The organism is Streptomyces sp. WY228 (genome assembly GCF_019287315.1).
Classification (GTDB): domain Bacteria; phylum Actinomycetota; class Actinomycetes; order Streptomycetales; family Streptomycetaceae; genus Streptomyces; species Streptomyces caviscabies.
Genome location: NZ_CP079114.1, coordinates 1,930,746 through 1,947,397 on the forward strand (window position 1 = coordinate 1,930,746; position 16,652 = coordinate 1,947,397).

At 72.7% G+C, this 16,652-nt stretch carries 13 protein-coding genes; 6 read left to right on the forward strand and 7 right to left on the reverse strand.

Going from position 1 to position 16,652, the window contains the following annotated elements:
- Positions 1-3 precede the first annotated feature (3 nt).
- The 4 genes from KV381_RS08245 to rsmH are packed head-to-tail and all read right to left on the reverse strand — an operon-like array spanning position 4 to position 5,334.
- Positions 4-1,722: a UDP-N-acetylmuramoyl-L-alanyl-D-glutamate--2,6-diaminopimelate ligase gene (locus tag KV381_RS08245; RefSeq protein WP_032785492.1), complete on the reverse strand. Its 1,719-nt coding sequence runs from the start codon at positions 1,720-1,722 to the stop codon at positions 4-6.
- Between the two features lie 40 nt (positions 1,723-1,762).
- Positions 1,763-3,751, reverse strand: coding sequence for a penicillin-binding protein 2 (locus KV381_RS08250; RefSeq protein ID WP_218784986.1), 1,989 nt, complete (start codon positions 3,749-3,751; stop codon positions 1,763-1,765).
- Positions 3,752-3,755: 4 nt separating this feature from the next.
- Positions 3,756-4,331 (reverse strand): septum formation initiator family protein, encoded by a 576-nt coding sequence (locus KV381_RS08255; protein ID WP_098027003.1) that lies wholly within the window; start codon positions 4,329-4,331, stop codon positions 3,756-3,758.
- 37 nt (positions 4,332-4,368) lie between these two features.
- Positions 4,369-5,334 (reverse strand): 16S rRNA (cytosine(1402)-N(4))-methyltransferase RsmH, encoded by a 966-nt coding sequence (rsmH, locus tag KV381_RS08260; RefSeq protein WP_030086660.1) that lies wholly within the window; start codon positions 5,332-5,334, stop codon positions 4,369-4,371.
- Positions 5,335-5,763: 429 nt separating this feature from the next.
- Between rsmH and KV381_RS08265 the strand changes: the two genes are divergently transcribed.
- The 4 genes from KV381_RS08265 to KV381_RS08280 all read left to right on the forward strand — a co-directional run bounded on the left by KV381_RS08265 (position 5,764) and on the right by KV381_RS08280 (position 11,408).
- Positions 5,764-6,327 (forward strand): carbonic anhydrase, encoded by a 564-nt coding sequence (locus KV381_RS08265; RefSeq protein WP_030086657.1) that lies wholly within the window; start codon positions 5,764-5,766, stop codon positions 6,325-6,327.
- A 250-nt stretch (positions 6,328-6,577) separates the two neighbouring features.
- The gene (locus tag KV381_RS08270) at positions 6,578-7,627 is read left to right on the forward strand and encodes a MoxR family ATPase (protein ID WP_030086655.1); all 1,050 of its coding nucleotides are present in this window, start codon (positions 6,578-6,580) and stop codon (positions 7,625-7,627) included.
- Complete coding sequence (locus KV381_RS08275) at positions 7,627-8,994, forward strand: DUF58 domain-containing protein (protein WP_086777156.1); 1,368 nt, start codon at positions 7,627-7,629, stop codon at positions 8,992-8,994. Before KV381_RS08270 ends, KV381_RS08275 begins: the two co-directional genes overlap by 1 nt.
- Complete coding sequence (locus tag KV381_RS08280) at positions 8,991-11,408, forward strand: DUF3488 and transglutaminase-like domain-containing protein (protein WP_218784987.1); 2,418 nt, start codon at positions 8,991-8,993, stop codon at positions 11,406-11,408. Before KV381_RS08275 ends, KV381_RS08280 begins: the two co-directional genes overlap by 4 nt.
- Positions 11,409-11,536: 128 nt before the next feature.
- Here KV381_RS08280 and KV381_RS08285 read toward each other — a convergent pair whose 3' ends face one another.
- From KV381_RS08285 to KV381_RS08295, 3 genes are all read right to left on the reverse strand, one after another.
- A complete protein-coding gene (locus KV381_RS08285; RefSeq protein ID WP_030086649.1) occupies positions 11,537-11,941 on the reverse strand; it encodes a DUF3040 domain-containing protein in 405 nt (134 codons plus the stop codon).
- A gap of 247 nt (positions 11,942-12,188) precedes the next feature.
- On the reverse strand, positions 12,189-12,947 hold the full coding sequence (locus KV381_RS08290) for a methyltransferase (RefSeq protein ID WP_030622700.1): 759 nt from the start codon (positions 12,945-12,947) through the stop codon (positions 12,189-12,191).
- A 105-nt stretch (positions 12,948-13,052) separates the two neighbouring features.
- Entirely contained in the window at positions 13,053-13,580 is a 528-nt protein-coding gene (locus KV381_RS08295; RefSeq protein ID WP_030086645.1) for an SAV_6107 family HEPN domain-containing protein, read from the reverse strand.
- Positions 13,581-13,748: 168 nt separating this feature from the next.
- Here KV381_RS08295 and KV381_RS08300 point away from each other — a divergent pair, with 168 nt between their 5' ends.
- Together KV381_RS08300 and KV381_RS08305 are read left to right on the forward strand one after the other, a co-directional pair.
- Positions 13,749-14,558: an ATP-binding cassette domain-containing protein gene (locus KV381_RS08300; protein WP_218784988.1), complete on the forward strand. Its 810-nt coding sequence runs from the start codon at positions 13,749-13,751 to the stop codon at positions 14,556-14,558.
- A complete protein-coding gene (locus KV381_RS08305) occupies positions 14,530-16,617 on the forward strand; it encodes a YhgE/Pip family protein (protein WP_218784989.1) in 2,088 nt (695 codons plus the stop codon). Before KV381_RS08300 ends, KV381_RS08305 begins: the two co-directional genes overlap by 29 nt.
- The last annotated feature ends 35 nt before the right edge of the window (positions 16,618-16,652 follow it).

Genomic DNA, 16,652 nt, shown 5'->3' on the forward strand with positions numbered 1-16,652 from the left:
TGGTCATCCCTGACTGTTGTTCTCGTGGTGAGGGGCACGGTCCGCGGCGCCGGGGCGCGTCAGGGACCGCTCGATGGCTGCGTGCAGGACCTTGCGGTCGTCGAAGGGGCGTACCACCCCGTGGATGTCCTGGCCCTGTTCGTGCCCCTTGCCCGCGACGAGGACGGTGTCGCCCGGTTCGGCGCGGGCGACGGCGGCGGCGACGGCCGAGGCGCGGTCGGCGTCGACCAGCACGTCGCCGCGCTCGTGGACGGGCACTTCGGCGGCGCCGGAGAGCATCGCGGCGAGGATCGCGAGGGGGTCCTCGGAGCGGGGGTTGTCGGAGGTCAGTACGGCGGTGTCGGCGAGCCGGGCCGCGGCGGCGCCCATCGGGCCGCGTTTGGTGGTGTCGCGGTCGCCGCCGCAGCCGAGGACGATGTGCACCCGGCCCTCGGTGACCTTGCGCAGGGAGCGCAGGACGGACTCGACGGCGTCGGTCTTGTGCGCGTAGTCGACGACGGCGAGGTAGGGCTGTCCGGCGTCCACCCGCTCCAGGCGGCCCGGCACTCCGGGGACGGCGGCGACGCCGTCGGCGGCGATCTGCGGGTCGACGCCCGCGACGGCCAGTGTGACGATCGCGGCGAGGGTGTTGGCGACGTTGAACGGGCCGGGCAGCGGGGCGCGGGCGGTGATCCGCTCGCCCTTGGGGCCGACGGCGGTGAAGGTGCTGTCCTGCGGTCCGACCTCGACGTCCTCGGCGTGCCAGTCGGCGTCCGGGTGGCCCTCGGCGGAGAAGCTGGTGACCGGCACCCCGGACTCGGTGATGAGCCTGCGGCCGTACTCGTCGTCGAAGTTCACGACGCCGCGGTGGCTGCGCTCGGGGGTGAAGAGCCGGGCCTTGGCCTGGAAGTAGTCCTCCATGCCGGAGTGGAACTCCATGTGCTCCGGGCTGAGGTTGTTGAAGACGGCGACGTCGAAGACGCAGCCGTCGACCCGGCCGAGCACCAGGGCGTGGCTGGAGACCTCCATTGCGACGGCCTCGACGCCGCGTTCGCGCATGACGGCGAACAGGGCCTGGAGGTCGGTGGCTTCGGGGGTGGTGCGCTCGGACTTGATGCGCTCGTCGCCGATCCGCATCTCGACGGTGCCGATCAGCCCGGTGGGCCGTCCGGCGGCGCGCAGTCCGCCCTCGACGAGGTACGCGGTGGTGGTCTTGCCGGAGGTTCCGGTGATGCCGATCTGGAGGAGGCCGATGCCGGGCCGCCCGTAGATGTCGGCGGCCAGCTCGCCCATCACGGCGCGCGGGTTCTCGGTGACCAGGACCGGCAGGCCGGTGGCGGCGGCGCGTTCGGCGCCGGCGGGGTCGGTGAGGACGGCGGCGGCGCCGAGGCCGGCGGCCTGGGCGGCGAAGTCGGCGCCGTGGAGGCGGGCGCCGGGCAGGGCCGCGTACACATCGCCGGGGCGCACGGCCCGCGAGTCGTGCGTGATGCCGGTGATCTCACCGGACCCGGCCGTTTCGACGCCGAGCCGGCCGGCCAGCTCGCCGAGAGGGGTGGGCCGGAGCCGGTCCGGTCGGGGCGCTCCCGGGTAGGTCACAGGCGCGTCCTTCTGAGAGGTTTGGGACTGATCAGCGTGGGGCACGGCGGTGAGCGTACCGGGCCGGTGCGGGCTCTCGCGAAGCGAGGCACCCTGGTTCCGGCGGTTCTCGTTCCGGTTCCCGGGATCGGGGGTGATGGTTGTCACTGAGGGTTCCCTTGGAGGAGATGCTCGCGCATCCCCGTGTTCACTCGCCGGGCTTGAAGGACACCGGCAGCCGGGGCGGCTCGCTGCCGGACGGAGGGGTCTGGAGCGTCTTGAGCGCGAACTCCATGACCTGCTTGTAGATCGGGCCGCAGATCTGGCCGCCGAAGTAGCTGCCCTTGGTGGGGTTCTGGATCGCGCAGTAGACGGTGACCTGCGGATTGTCGGCGGGGGCGAAGCCCGCGAAGGAGGCGGTGTAGCCCTTGTAGACACCGCGGACGGGGTCGACCCGGTTGGCGGTGCCGGTCTTGCCGGCGACCCGGTAGCCGGGGATGGCGGCCTTGGTGCCGGTGCCTTCGCGGTCGTCGACGACGGACTCCAGCATGGTCGCCAGGGTCTTGGCGGTCTTCTCGCTGACCACCCGGTTCTCCTCGGGCGCCTCGGCCGGGGTGAAGCGGCCGTCGGAGCCCTTGGTTCCGCGTACGAGGGTGGGGGCGACCCGTACGCCTCCGTTGGCGACCGTGGAGTAGACCGAGGCGGCCTGGACGGCGTTGATGGAGAGGCCCTGGCCGAAGGGGATCGTGTACTGCTGCGAGGTCGACCAGTCCTTCGGGTGGGCCAGCAGGCCGGGCGACTCGCCGGGGTAGCCGAGCCCGGTCTTCTTGCCGAGGCCGAACTTCCGCAGGTAGTCGTAGAGGACCTGGTTGGACTCCGCCTGGGTCTTGCCGAGCTGACCGGTCGCCAGGATGGTGCCGATGTTGCTGGACTTGGCGAGGACCCCGTTGAGCGTGAGGTACCAGGTGGGGTGGTCGACGTCGTCCTTGAAGAGCCGGTCGCCGCGGTGCAGCCGGTTGGGGACGGTGACGTGGGTGCCGGGTGTGGCGGCCCCCTCCTCCAGCACGGCGGCCATGGACATGACCTTGCTGGTGGAGCCGGGCTCGTACACGTCCTGGAGGGCCGCGTTGCCGAGGGACGCCGAGGTGGCCTGGGAGAGGTCGTTGGGGTCGTAGCCGGGGGCGTTGGCCATGGCCAGCAGTTCGCCGGTCCTCGTGTTCTGCACGATGACGTAGCCGCGGTCGGCCTTGGACTTGGCGACCTGGTCGCTGATGGCCTTCTGGGCGGCCCACTGGATGTCGCGGTCGATGGTCAGCTCGACGTCGGAGCCGGGCACGGCCGGGATCTCGCTGCTGCCCGCGGTGGGGACGCGACGGCCGCCGGCCTGGGCGTAGCGGATCTTGCCGTCCTCGCCCGCGAGTTCCTTGTTCAGCTGTGATTCGAGGCCGCCGCCGCCCTTGCCGTCGTCGCTGACGAATCCCAGTATTCCGGCGGCGAGATCCCCGTTGGGGTAGACGCGCTTGGTGGTGGGCTCCTGGAGGACGCCGGCCAGGACGTTGGCCCCCGGGCCGCCCTTGAGCTTGTCCTCGGACGCCTTCTCGGCGAAGACGGTCTTGAGGTCCTTGATCTGCTTCCAGACCTGGGGCGTCTGCCGGTAGGCGAGGACGGTGTAGCGCGACTTGGGCGTCGAGAGTTTCTTGACCAGCTCGTCGACGTCCTTGCCGAGGATCGGGGCGAGCAGGGCGGCGGCCTGCTGGGGCGCGTCGGGGGCCTTGCTGTCCTCGGGCGTGAACATCTTCGGGTCGGCGGTGATGTTGTGCGCGTCCACGCTGGTGGCGAGGGCGACGCCCTTGCGGTCGGTGATCTCGCCGCGCTCGGCCGCGACCGTGTACTCCAGGTAGCGGTTCTTCTCGGCCTTGGCCGCGTACGCGCTGGCGTCGACGGCCTGGACCTGGAGCAGCCGGGCCACGAAGGCCAGCATGACCAGCGTCAGCCCGAGGCTGACGAGCCGCAGCCGGGGGCGCGGGCTGCCCAGACGCAGGGAGCGCGGGGTCCCTCCGCGCGCGGTGGTGCGCCCCGGGGCGGGGCGGGGGCGGCGGGCCGGTGGGCGTGCGCCGGAGCGGCCGGAGCCCTGTCCCGCGTTACGGGGGCGGGCCGGTCCGGGGACGCGGCGGCGCGGCGGTTCCTTGGGCGGCACTGCGTCACCTGCCGGGGCTCGTCGGGGGCGGGCTGTTCTCCGCCGAGGGGGCGGCCGCGGGGTCGGGGCCGGTCGCGGACACGGATCCGGAGGGCGACGGGGAACCGGAGGTTCCGGCCGAGGCCGGGGTCCCGGCTGCGGGGGCGTCGGGGTCCGGGGTGGCGTCGGTGCTCGGGGTGGGGCTGGGACTGGGGCTGGGCGACGGCGGGGCGGTGGCCTCGGCGGGGTCGCCGCGGACCGTGCCGTCGGGGTTCAGGAAGGCGGGGCTGCCGCCGGGGACCATGCCCAGCTCCCGGGCGCGCTTCTCCAGGGCGTCGGGCTGGGAGCGGCTGTCGACGTCGCGCTGGAGGGCCTGCTGCTCGTCGGTGAGCTCGGTGGTGTCCCGCTTCAGCTCGCTGAGCCTGAACGATCCTTCGTTGAGGGCGGAGTTCAGCAGGAGCAGGGTGATGAGCCCGCCGCCCAGGAGCAGGACGACCAGCAGGACGAAGGGCGTGCGGGCCGCGGTGCTGGGCCCGGTGGACGGCATCAGCCGGGCGAGCCGCGCGGCCCGTCCCTTCAGCGGTGCGGCCGGTTTGCTCACCCCGCGACTCCCCCGGTGCGGCGCCCGGTCCCGGTGGTCACCGCTCCTCCTCGCGGATGCGCTGGGCGCCGCGCAGCCGGGCGGGGGCGGCGCGCCGGTTCTCGGCGACCTCCTCCTCGGTGGGCAGCTCGGCTCCCCGGGTGAGCTGCTTGAGCCGGGGCTGGTAGCGCTCGGGGACGACGGGCAGCCCGGGGGGCGCGGTGTTGGCCGCGCCGGCCGCGAAGACCTGCTTGACCAGCCGGTCCTCCAGCGAGTGGTAGGAGAGCACCGCGATCCGGCCGCCGACGGCGAGGCTGTCCACGGCGGCCGGAATGGCCCGCTCCAGGACGCTCAGCTCGCCGTTGACCTCGATGCGCAGGGCCTGGAAGGTCCGCTTGGCGGGGTTGCCTCCGGTGCGCTTGGCGGCCTGCGGCAGCGCGTCGCGGATCAGCTCGACGAGCCGGGCGCTGTTGCTGAACGGCTCCTTCTCGCGCTCGCGCACGACGGCGGAGACGATCCGCTTGGCCTGCTTCTCCTCGCCGTACGCGCGCAGGATCCGGACCAGTTCGCCGGGCGGATAGGTGTTGAGCACCTCGGCGGCGCTCACACCGGTGGACTGGTCCATGCGCATGTCGAGCGGGGCGTCCTGGGCGTACGCGAATCCGCGGTCGGCCTCGTCCAGTTGCATGGAGGAGACGCCGAGGTCGAACAGCACGCCCTGGACCTTCGGGACGCCGAGCCGTTCGAGGACCTCGGGAAGCTCGTCGTAGACCGCGTGGACGAGGGTGGCCCGGTCGCCGTAGGGGGCGAGCCGTTCGCCGGAGAGGCGGAGCGCCTCCTTGTCGCGGTCCAGGGCGATCAGCCGGGCGGTGGGGAAGGAGGCGAGCAGGGCCTCGCTGTGTCCGCCGAGGCCGAGGGTGCAGTCGACGACCACGGGCTCCGGGTGGGCCGGGTCCTGGAGAGCCGGGGCCAACAGGTCCAGACACCTCTGGAGCATCACCGGGACGTGTCGGGTCTGGCTCAATGCGCCCTCTCAGGCTCTGTCCCGCGCGGCCGGCACGTACGTCCTGGTCCCCGCCCGCTCTGAAGGGGAGGTCCGCCGGCGCCGGGGAAGTGGCGTCGGCCGACCGAGAGCGGGAGAGGGCCGGGTCGCACGTACGCCGCACATCACGGGGGAAATACGGAATATTGCAGAAGGTGCGGGGGGTGCCGTGGGGCAGTGGGTACGGAGGTGGATGGTGACTTCGCGTTACTTTAGTCCACCCTGCCATTCGATCGATGCGCGATCAACGAACCGCGCAGCGCGTCGCTCCACCCGTACGGATGCGCCGAACTCACTCGAACAGGCGCGTCCCCCCGAGTTCTGTGGGTTAGCTCACAACAAGCCGTGTTGACGTTCTTTGTCCGCTCTCACAGCCCGCCCGTGCCAGGTGGGAACGCTAACGTCGTATCCATGTCGACTTCCGCTACCCCCGCCGCCGAGTCCGTGACGTCCTCCGCTCCGGCGGTCCGCGAAGGGGGCCAGGTCACCGACCGGCTCGTCGCGCTGAACGCCGGATACGCGCAGGACTTCCGCGACCCGGGCATGGACGCGCGCCCGGTCCTCCAGGTCGCCGTGGTCGCCTGCATGGACGCCCGTCTCGACCTGCACGCCGCGCTCGGTCTGGAGCTCGGCGACTGTCACACCATCCGTAACGCGGGCGGTGTGGTCACCGAGGACGTGATCCGTTCGCTGACCATCAGCCAGCGGGCGCTCGGCACCCGCAGCGTGGTCCTGATCCACCACACCAACTGCGGTCTGGAGTCCCTCACCGAGGACTTCCGGCAGGACCTGGAGCGCGAGGTGGGCCAGCGTCCGGCCTGGGCCGTGGAGGCCTACACGGACGCCGACCAGGACGTGCGCCAGTCGATGCAGCGGGTGCGCACCTCGCCGTTCCTCCTGCACACCGACGACGTGCGCGGGTTCGTGTTCGACGTGACCACCGGTCTGCTGCGCGAGATCGACTCCGTTTCCTGAACGCATCCCCCTCGTTTCCCGGCCCCCCGCCGCACCTCACGCACCCAACACCGTGGCTCACGGTGGCGAAATCGTGACAGAAGCTGACTTTTCACACCCACTTATCCACAGGCGAGTGACACGAAGCGGTAACGGCAACAAGAATGCGGGTGTGACCTCCGCCGGGCCTTCCGGAGGAGTGTCCGATTTTTCGGGGTGGGCCGCGCGGGTACGCGCGACGGCCCCTGCGCGAAGGGCCGAGGAGGGCCGGGTGACGACCTATGACGATCGAGCGAGCCTCACTGATCTGACCACCACAGCAGAGCGGGTGCGCAGGTCGGTGGAGAGTGTGATCGAGGGCAAGCCCGAGGTCGTACGGCTCTCGCTGACCGTGCTGCTCGCCGAGGGGCATCTCCTCATCGAGGACGTTCCCGGGGTCGGCAAGACCATGCTGGCCAAGGCGCTGGCGCGGTCCATCGACTGTTCGGTGCGACGGATCCAGTTCACGCCCGACCTGCTGCCCTCGGACATCACCGGTGTGTCGATCTTCGACCAGCAGCGGCGGGACTTCGAGTTCAAGCCCGGCGCGATCTTCGCCCAGATCGTGATCGGCGACGAGATCAACCGCGCCTCGCCGAAGACGCAGTCGGCGCTGCTGGAGTCGATGGAGGAGCGCCAGGTCACCATCGACGGGCACAGCTACGAGCTGCCCGACCCGTTCATGGTGGTGGCCACCCAGAACCCGGTCGAGATGGAGGGCACCTACCCGCTGCCCGAGGCCCAGCGCGACCGGTTCATGGCCCGGGTCTCCATCGGCTATCCCAGCCCGGAGGCCGAGCTCCAGATGCTCGATGTGCACGGGGGGCTCTCCCCGCTGGACGACCTCCAGCCGGTGGCGCACGCCCACGACATCGTGAAGCTGATCGACGCCGTCCGTACGGTGCATGTCGCCGACGCCGTACGGCGCTACGCCGTGGAGCTGGTCGCGGCCACCCGCAGCCACCCCGACCTCCGACTCGGCGCCTCCCCGCGCGCGACGCTGCATCTGCTGCGCGCCGCGAAGGCGTCCGCCGCGCTCAGCGGGCGCGACTACGCCCTGCCGGACGATGTCCAGGCGCTGGCCACGCCGGTGCTCGCGCACCGGTTGCTGCCCACCGCCCAGGCGCAGCTGAACCGCCGCACGGCGGAGCAGGTGGTCCTGGAGATCATCCAGCGCACCCCGGTGCCGACCTCGGCCGGCGGCACCGCGCCGCCCGCGCCCGCCGGGCAGGAGCCGGGCCGCCCGCTGTACAACCAGCAGCACGGCGCACGGCGGCTGTGATGGCGGGCGGCGAGCCCGGCGCCGTGGAGGACGGCGACAGCAAGGGCGGTCTCCGGGCGGCCCTGGGCGGACTGACCACCCGGGGGCGCTCCTTCCTGGCCGCCGGTCTGGCCGCCGCCGTCTGCGCGTACGTCCTGGGCCAGGGCGACCTGCTGCGGGTCGGGCTGCTGCTGGCCGTGCTGCCGCTGGTCTGCGTGACCGTGCTCTACCGCACCCGCTACCGGGTGACCGGCACCCGGCGGCTCTCGCCGTCCCGCGTGCCCGCGGGCTCGGAGGCCCGGGTGCACCTGCGCATGGACAACGTCTCCCGGCTGCCCACCGGTCTGCTGATGCTCCAGGACCGGGTTCCGTACGTGCTCGGTCCGCGCCCCCGCTTCGTCCTGGACCGGGTGGAGGCGGGCGGCCGGCGCGAGGTGTCCTACCGGGTCCGCTCCGACCTGCGCGGCCGCTATCCGCTGGGCCCGTTGCAGCTGCGGCTCAGCGACCCGTTCGGCATGTGCGAGCTGACCCGCTCCTTCAGCGCGTACGACACCCTCGTCGTCATTCCGCGTACGGTGCCGCTGCCCGCGCTGCGGCTGGCGGGCGAGGCCTCCGGGTACGGCGACGGGAGGCAGCGGTCGCTGGCGCTCGCCGGTGAGGACGACATCATTCCGCGCGGTTACCGGCACGGTGACGACCTGCGCCGGGTCCACTGGCGCTCCACCGCGCGCCACGGCGAGCTGATGGTGCGCCGTGAGGAACAGCCGCAGCGGGCCAGGTGCACGGTTCTGCTGGACACCCGGCAGATCGCCTACCAGGGCGCCGGACCCGATTCGGCGTTCGAGTGGGCGGTCTCGGGGGCGGCCTCCGCGCTGGTGCACATGCTGGAGCGCGGCTTCGCCGTACGGCTGCTCACCGACGACGGCAACGCGGTGCCCGGCGAGGGGTCCGGCGGATTCGCGGGCTCGACCCAGGAGTCCGCGGACTCGGCGGGGCTGATGCTGGACACGCTCGCGGTGGTCGGCCACTCCGACGGCGGGGGTCTTTCCCGCGCCCATGACGTGCTGCGCGGCGGCAACGAGGGGCTGCTCATCGCCTTCTTCGGCGATCTGGACGAGGAGCAGGCCGCGGTCGCGGCCCGGATGCGGCAGCGCGCCGGCGCGGGCGTCGCCTTCGTCCTGGACAGCGCCGCCTGGGCCGGTGAGGAGGCCGCACCGGATCGGACCGAGGAGCGGCTGCGACGGCTGCGCGAGTCGGGCTGGACGGTGGTGCCCGTGGAGCCGGGGGCCGAGCTGCCCGCGCTGTGGCAGCTGGCGGGCCGGATGCGCACGGACACGCCGTCCGCCCCGAGCGGCGGCACGACAGGTTTCGCGGGGGGATGGTCATGAGCGGGCGGGCCAGGCTGGCGCTGTGCGCCTATGCGGCGACACTGCTGGCGGCGGGTTCGCTGATCCCGCTGGTGGAGGGGATCGGCTGGCTGGTGCAGGCGGCGATGCTGCTCGGCGTCCAGAGCGGGGTCGGCGCCCTCGCGCGCCGGGTGCCGCTGGCCCGGACGCTGACCATCGCCCTCCAGACGCTGGTCACCCTGGTGCTGCTGACGCTGGTGTTCGCCCGGGACCACGCCCTGTTCGGGTTGCTGCCAGGACCGGGGGCCGTGATGCGGCTCGGTGAGCTGCTGGTGGCGGGCGGGGAGGACGTCGGCACGTACTCCACCCCGGCCCCGCTGACCGACGGCATCAAGCTGATGGTGATCGGCGGGGTGGTGCTGATCGGTCTCGTGGTGGACGCCCTGGCGGTGACCTTCCGCAGCGCGGCCCCGGCCGGACTGCCCCTGCTCGCCCTGTATTCGGTCGCGGCCGGTCTCTCCGACGGCGGCGCGAGCTGGCTGTGGTTCCTGCTGGCCGCCTCCGGCTATCTGCTGCTCCTGCTGGCGGAGGGCCGGGACCGGCTCTCCCAGTGGGGGCGCGTCTTCGGCGGCGCCGCGCGGAGTGCGGGTGGTCTGTCCGACGGGTTGGCCGGGGTGGGCGGCGGCACCTCCCCCGTCCGGACCGGCCGGCGGATCGGTGTGCTGGCGCTCGGCATCGCGCTGGTCGCCCCGTTGGCGCTGCCCGCCCTGGACAGCGGTCTGCTGGGCGGCAGCGGCCCGGGGAACGGCAAGGGCAGCGGCGGCGGCACCATCTCCGCGGTGAATCCGCTGGTCTCGTTGCAGAACAACCTCAACCAGCCGGACAACCGGGAGGTGATGACGTACCGCAGCAACATCGAGGACCCGCAGAGCCTCTATCTCCGGATCCTGGCCCTGGACGAGTTCAACGGCAGCGAGTGGCGTTCCTCCACCCGGCGGCTGACGGACGTGCCCGAGCGCCTCCCGCAGCCCACCGGGCTGAGCGGGGACGTCGCGGTCACCGAGGTCCGGACGAACATCTCCGCCTCGCGCTCCTACCAGCAGACCTATCTGCCGCTCCCCTACCCGGCGAGCGAAGTCCGCGTCGGCGGCCGTTGGCGGTACGAGCCCGAGGGCCGGACCCTGGTCGGCGACGACGGACAGACGACGCGCGGCGCGCAGTACGAGGTCGGCAGCCTGGTCGTCGAGCCGACGGCGGACCAGCTCGCCGCCGCGGGCACACCGCCGGAGGAGCTGGTCCGGGAGTACACCCGGGTGCCCGGCTCGCTGCCGGGTGTGGTCGCCGACACCGCCGAGGAGGTCACCGAGGGCGCGGCCAACGCCTACGAGCAGGCGGTGAAGCTCCAGGACTGGTTCGCGTCCGACGGCGGCTTCACCTACGACACGACGGTCACCTCGGGGACCGGCTCGTCCGCCATCGCCCGGTTCCTCCGCGACAAGGAGGGCTTCTGCGTCCACTTCTCGTTCTCGATGGCGGCGATGGCCCGGACGCTGGGCATTCCGGCCCGGGTCGCGGTGGGCTTCACCCCGGGCACCATGAAGGCGAACGGCGCGACGTCGGTCGGGCTGCGGGACGCGCACGCCTGGCCCGAGCTGTATTTCGAGGGGGTCGGCTGGACCCGGTTCGAGCCCACCCCGAGCCGGGGCAGCGCTCCCTCGTACACCCGGCCCGAGGTCCCCACGGACAGCGCGAGCGACGTGGCCGAGCCGTCCGCGGACACCTCGGACGCGCCGTCCGCCGCACCCTCCGCCGATGACAGCTGCCCGCCGCAGCTGCGCCAGGAAGGCGGGTGCGGGCCCTCGCAGGACGCGGGAGCGGCGCTGCCGACCGACCGGGGCACCCCGGCCGGGACGGTGCTGCTGGTGATCCTCGCGGCGGTCCTGGCGGTGGTGCTGCCGTTGTCACCGCTGCTGTGGCGGACCCGGACGCGCAACCGGCGGCTGGGCTCCGGGGGCCGGACGCCCGCGGACGCGGCGGCCCGGACGCTGGCCGCCTGGCGGGAGATCACCGATACGGCCTGGGACCACGGCATCGGTCCTGACGAGTCGCTGACGCCCCGCAAGGCGGCGGCCAGGATCGTGCGGCTGGGCCGGCTCGACACCGGCGCGGCCGAGGCCGTGCACCGGATCGCGGGCTCGGTGGAGCAGGTGCTGTACGCCCCCGAGCCGCGCCCCGCGGCCGGGCTGGCCGAGGACGCGCTGGCGGTACGGGCGGGTCTGCGGGCGTCGGCGGGCCGGGGCGCCCGGCTGCGGGCAACGCTCCTGCCCCGCTCGTCCGTCCGGGTGGTGTGGGCCATCGCGGAGCGCCGCACCGCACTCGCCGAGCGCTGGGCGAACCGTCCGGGGGCCGGTCGCTGGACGGCCCGGCTGCGGCGCCTCTCGCGCCAGCACGGCTGAGGCGGGCACACACAGGCACATGGGTGAGGGGCGGTCGCGGAAAGCGACCGCCCCTCACCCATCGGTGTCCTGCGTCGTGCCGTGGCACGGCCCGGTGCGTGAACGGCACCGAGTCGTTCGGCCGACGGTTACTGGCCCTGTTCGTCGCGGCGGCGCTGCCACCGCTGTTCGATGCGGTTCATCATCGACCGGCGTTGTCTCGGTCGGCGGCGTGCGCCGCTGTCCCCGCCGTCCGCGGCGGCCGGCTGCTGTTCACCGGGCTTGGGCGCTTTGCGCCATCCGGTGACCGCGAGCACGGCACAGCCGAGCATGACGAGGAACCCCACCACGCTGATCCAGATCTGCTGGGCGACCATTCCGGCCATGAGGAGCGCGATACCCACCAGGAAGCCAGCGACCGCCTGGTAGACCCTTTTACGGGTGTACGTACGCAGTCCGCTTCCCTCGAGCGCTGTCGCGAACTTGGGATCTTCGGCGTACAGCGCTCGCTCCATCTGCTCGAGCATGCGCTGCTCGTGCTCCGAGAGCGGCACGGGATCCTCCTCGTCGTCGGCCGCGGGGGCGACCGGTATGCGGCCCTTCCAGGATAGGCAGGGATTCGCCCCCGTGAAACCCGCCCTCTAGCGTTCAGCCAGTCCGGACCGCTGTGTCGGCTCGGCTGCTGAGGCGTAGATTCCCCGACGACCGATCCGCCATGCCGGATGGTGTCACCCGATCATACGGGGCGCACGCCCCTTACGGGGGTCCTGAGTCCCACTCCGTCCACAGCTGCGTTGCTGATCAGCGGCGCTTCTCGCCCAGAACGTGCAGCTGGGTGGCGACGGAATGGAACGCGGGCTGCTCGGCGACGGCCGCTTCCAGCTTGAGGAGCGCCTCCAGGGCGCCGGGCTCGGTGTCCACCAGGACCCCCGGCACGAGGTCGGCGAAGACCCGGACACCGTGCACCGCGGCGATCTCCAGTCCGGCATCGGAGACCAGGTCGGAGAGCTGATCGGCGGTGAACCTGCGGGGCACCGGGTCGCCCTCGCCCCAGCGGCCGGCCGGGTCGGTGAGCGCCTGCCGGGCCTCGGTGAAGTGACCGGCGAGCGCGCGGGCCAGGACGGCTCCGCCCAGGCCGGCGGCGAGCAGGCTGAGCGCGCCGGAGGGGCGCAGCGCCTCGACCGCGTTGCGTACGCCCTCGGCGGGCTCGTCGACGTACTCCAGGACGCCGTGACAGAGCACCGCGTCGAAGCCGTCGCGCTCCACGACGTCGAACAGTCCGAGGATGTCGCCCTGGACGCCCCGGACCCGGTCGGCGACCCCGGCCTCGGCCGCGCGGCGCTCCAGCGCGAAGAGCGCGTTGGGGCTGGGGTCGACGACGGTGACCCGGTGGCCGAGCCGGGCCGCGGGCACCGCGAAGTTACCGGTGCCGCCGCCGGTGTCCAGGACGTCCAGGGCGTCCCTGCCGGTCGCCTTGACCTGACGGTCCAGAGCCTCCTTGAGGACCTCCCAGACCACGGCGGTACGGAGGGAGGCGCGGGGGCGCGGCTGGTCCGACACGGCAGATGACTCCTCGGCACGGTGCCGCCGGGGACGGCGGAGCGTGAACAGTGCGGGTGGTGATGTGAGCGGTCACCACCCTATTGCCTCGCGCCCCTGGACAGCTCACCCGCCGCCGGGACGCTCCTGGCGGGGTTGCGGGAGGACCGGCTGGAGCACCAGCAGCCGTTCCACCAGGCGCAGGAACATGGCCGCGTCGCGGAGCAGGTCGTCGGCGTCGCGCTCGCCGGCGGCTCCGGGCACTCCGGCCTCGGCGCGGGCCCGGCGGTCGGCGCCCGAGGCGAAGAGCGCGCTCCATTCGGTCAGTTCCGGTGCTATTTCCGGGAGGACTTCCCAGGCGCTGCGGATGCGGTCGCGGCGGCGCTTGTTCGTCTCGGGGCGGCCGCGGGCGGCCAGCACGGCCGCCGCGGTGCGCAGGGCGGCGAGGTGGGCGGTGGCGTACCGCTCGTTGGGCTCGTGGAGCACGGCGGCCTCGTCGAGGCCGGAGCGGGCCTTGGCGAGCAGTTCGAGAGCGGCGGGCGGCGCCGTGCTGCGACGCAGCACGGGGTGGACATCGCCGGCCGGACCGGTCAGTGAGGGGGCAGGGCTGACTGCGCGGCGCCGCGGGGCGGCGGCTGCGGACGAGCTGGCCATGACGAACCTCCTGTCGTCGTGTGACGGCTCCGTGGCCGTCTGTGTCCATGGTGGCGGCCACCACTGACAATCGGCCCGAATGCGGCCCCGACCTGCCGTTTTGCTTCGAGCGCGAGTTCGGACTACCTTTTTGCACTGACTGGTCAGTTCAATTAGGGGAGGGTCTCTGTGGAGAGCCCGCACGGCGCGGCTGTCAGCGCCGAGGACTTCGGACTGGAGGGACCGCGCGGCCGGGTCTTCCGGAACGTGACGTTCAGTGCCGAGCCAGGGTCGCTGGTGGCCATCGAGGGCCCGTCGGGATCGGGCCGCACCTGCCTGCTGCTCGCCCTGACCGGCCGGATGCGGACCACCGAGGGCCATGCGGAGACCGGCGGCCTCCGGCTGCCCAAGCAGGCCGCCGCGGTCCGCGGGATCGCCGCCCTGGGCCCGGTGCCGGGCGTCAGCGAGCTGGACCCCGCCTTCACCGTCGCCGAGCACCTCGGCGAGCGCGCCCTCCTCCAGGGCCGCTACGGCGCCTCCCTGCGCACCCTCCTGCGCCCGCGCGCCGAGCGCCGGGCCGCGGCCGAGGCCCGGGTCGACGAGGCCCTGGAGGCCGCGGGCCTCGACCCCGCCACGCTGCCCAAGTCCGGGCGCACCTCCGTACGCGATCTGGAGCGGCTGGAGGCGCTGCGGCTGTCCGTCGCCCTGGCGCTGATCGGCAAGCCGCGGCTGCTGGCCGTCGACGACACCGACCTCAAGCTCTCGGACGCCGAGCGCGACCGGGCCTGGGCGCTGCTGCGCTCCGTGGCCGACGCCGGGACGACCGTGCTCGCCGTGTGCAGCGAGGCCCCGGAGAACACCCAGGTCGTGCGCACCGCGCCCGCCGCGGAGGAGTCCGCCGGGGAGTCCGCCGGGGAGTCCGCCGCCGAGGAAACCGCCACCCAGGAACCCACCGACGAGGAGACGGCCGATGCGATCGCCGAAGCTGGCCGCGCTTGAGCTGAAGCGGTTCGGCAGGGGGAAGCTGCCGGCCGCCGCGCTGGTGGCCCTGCTGCTCCTGCCGCTGCTCTACGGCGCCCTGTACCTGTGCTCGTTCTGGGACCCGTACGGAAAGCTCGACAAGCTGCCCGTCGCGCTGGTCAACGACGACAAGGGGGCCGGCAGCGGCGGCAAGCGCGTCACGGCCGGGGACGAGATCAGCGAGAAGCTGCTCGACTCCAAGGTCTTCGCCTGGCACGAGGTGAGCGCCGCCGAGGCCGAGAAGGGCGTCGAGGAGGGCACGTACTACCTCTCGCTGACGATGCCGTCCGACTTCAGCGAGAAGATCGCCTCCAGCGGCGGTGACTCCCCCGAGACCGGCGCGCTCCAGGTGCGGACGAACGACGCCAACAACTACATCGTCGGGCAGATCTCCAAGACGGTCTTCGGCGAGGTGCGCAACGCCGCCTCCACCAACGCCTCCCGGTCCTTCCTGGACCGCATCTTCATCAACTTCTCCGATCTCCACGACAAGACCGCCGAGGCGGCCAAGGGCGCCGACGACCTCAAGGGCGGCATCTCGAAGGCGAAGAAGGGTTCCAAGGACCTCGCGGACGGCCTCAAGGACTCCAAGGAGGGCAGCAAGAAGCTCTCCGACGGGATCGTCAGGCTGAACAAGGGCTCGCGCGACCTCGCCACGGGCTCCGCCCAGGTCGCCGGAGGCACCCAGGTCCTGGCCGACAAGGTCAACGGCATCGCCACCGACGTACGGCCCTTCTTCCAGGACAACGGGAAGTCCATCCGCGACACGGCACGCCTGGTCGCCGACACCTCCGCGGCCGTACGCCACAACCTCGACCTGCTCGTGAAGAACGCGCCGACCGCCGCCGCCGGGGCCAAGAAGGCGGCCGACGAGCTGACCGAGATCCACCGCTCCCGGTGCGAGGAGGCCGAGGAGCCCGACGCCACGGTCTGCCCGCCGCTGGAGCGCGCCAAGGTCACGGCCGTCGACGTCGCGAAGATCGCCGCCGATGTGAACACCCTGGTCACCAACCAGAACGGCGACCTGAAGAAGCTGAGCACCCAGCTGACCACCTTCCAGAAGCAGGCCGAGGACCTCGCGAAGCGCGCACCGACGCTGGACGACGACCTGGCGTCGGCCGTGGCCAAGGTCAACGAGCTCAACACCGGCGCCCACAAGGTCGCCAAGGGCGCGCAGGCGCTGCACACCGGGCTCGGCGGCGCGCAGACCGGCTCCAGCGACCTGGACACCGGCGTCGGCAAGCTCAAGACCGGTGCGGAGAACCTGGACGGCGGGCTGTTCCGGCTCGGCGATGGTTCGGCCGAACTGGCCCAGGGCCTCAACGACGGCGTGGACAGGATCCCGGACTACGACAAGAAGGACCGCGACGCGCGGACCGACGTCATGGCCGACCCCGTCCAGCTGGCCTCCAAGTCGCTGCACGCCGCGCCCAACTACGGCACCGGCTTCGCCCCGTACTTCATCCCGCTGTCCCTCTGGGTCGGCGCGATGGTGGCGTACATGCTGATCCAGCCGATGAACCGGCGGGCCCTCGCCGCCGGGGCCTCCTCCTGGCGGATCGCGTTCGCCGGCTGGCTCCCGGTCGCCGCCATCGGCACGGCCCAGGTCGGCGCCCTGATGGCCGTCCTGCACTGGGGCCTCGGCCTCCAGATGGCCCACGCCGCCGGAACGATCGGCTTCCTGGCCCTGGTGACCTGCTGCTTCGCCGCGATCGTGCAGTGGCTGAACGCCTGCTTCGGCGCGGCCGGGCGGATCCTGGTGCTGGTGGTGCTGATGCTCCAGCTGACCTCGGCCGGGGGTACGTACCCCGTCCAGACCAGCCCCGGCTTCTTCGGCGCGATCCACCCGTACCTCCCGATGACGTACGTCGTCGAGGGGCTGCGCAGGCTGATCACCGGCGGGCCGCTCACCCCGGTGTGGCTGGGCTGCGCGGTGCTGGCGGCCTTCACGGTCGGAGCGCTCGCCCTGACCGCGTTCACCGCCCGCCGCAAGCAGGTGTGGAGCCTGAGTCGGCTGCACCCGGAGCTGAGCCTGTGAGCGCGCCGGGTGCCGGGCCGGTGGGTCCGCCGGGG

Coding starts and splice junctions, on each gene's coding strand:
- KV381_RS08265 (WP_030086657.1), top strand. CDS start 5,764: ATGTCGACTTCCGCTACCCCCGCCGCCGAGTCCGTGACGTCCTCCGCT.
- KV381_RS08275 (WP_086777156.1), top strand. CDS start 7,627: ATGGCGGGCGGCGAGCCCGGCGCCGTGGAGGACGGCGACAGCAAGGGC.
- KV381_RS08280 (WP_218784987.1), top strand. CDS start 8,991: ATGAGCGGGCGGGCCAGGCTGGCGCTGTGCGCCTATGCGGCGACACTG.
- KV381_RS08295 (WP_030086645.1), bottom strand. CDS start 13,580: ATGGCCAGCTCGTCCGCAGCCGCCGCCCCGCGGCGCCGCGCAGTCAGC.
- KV381_RS08305 (WP_218784989.1), top strand. CDS start 14,530: ATGCGATCGCCGAAGCTGGCCGCGCTTGAGCTGAAGCGGTTCGGCAGG.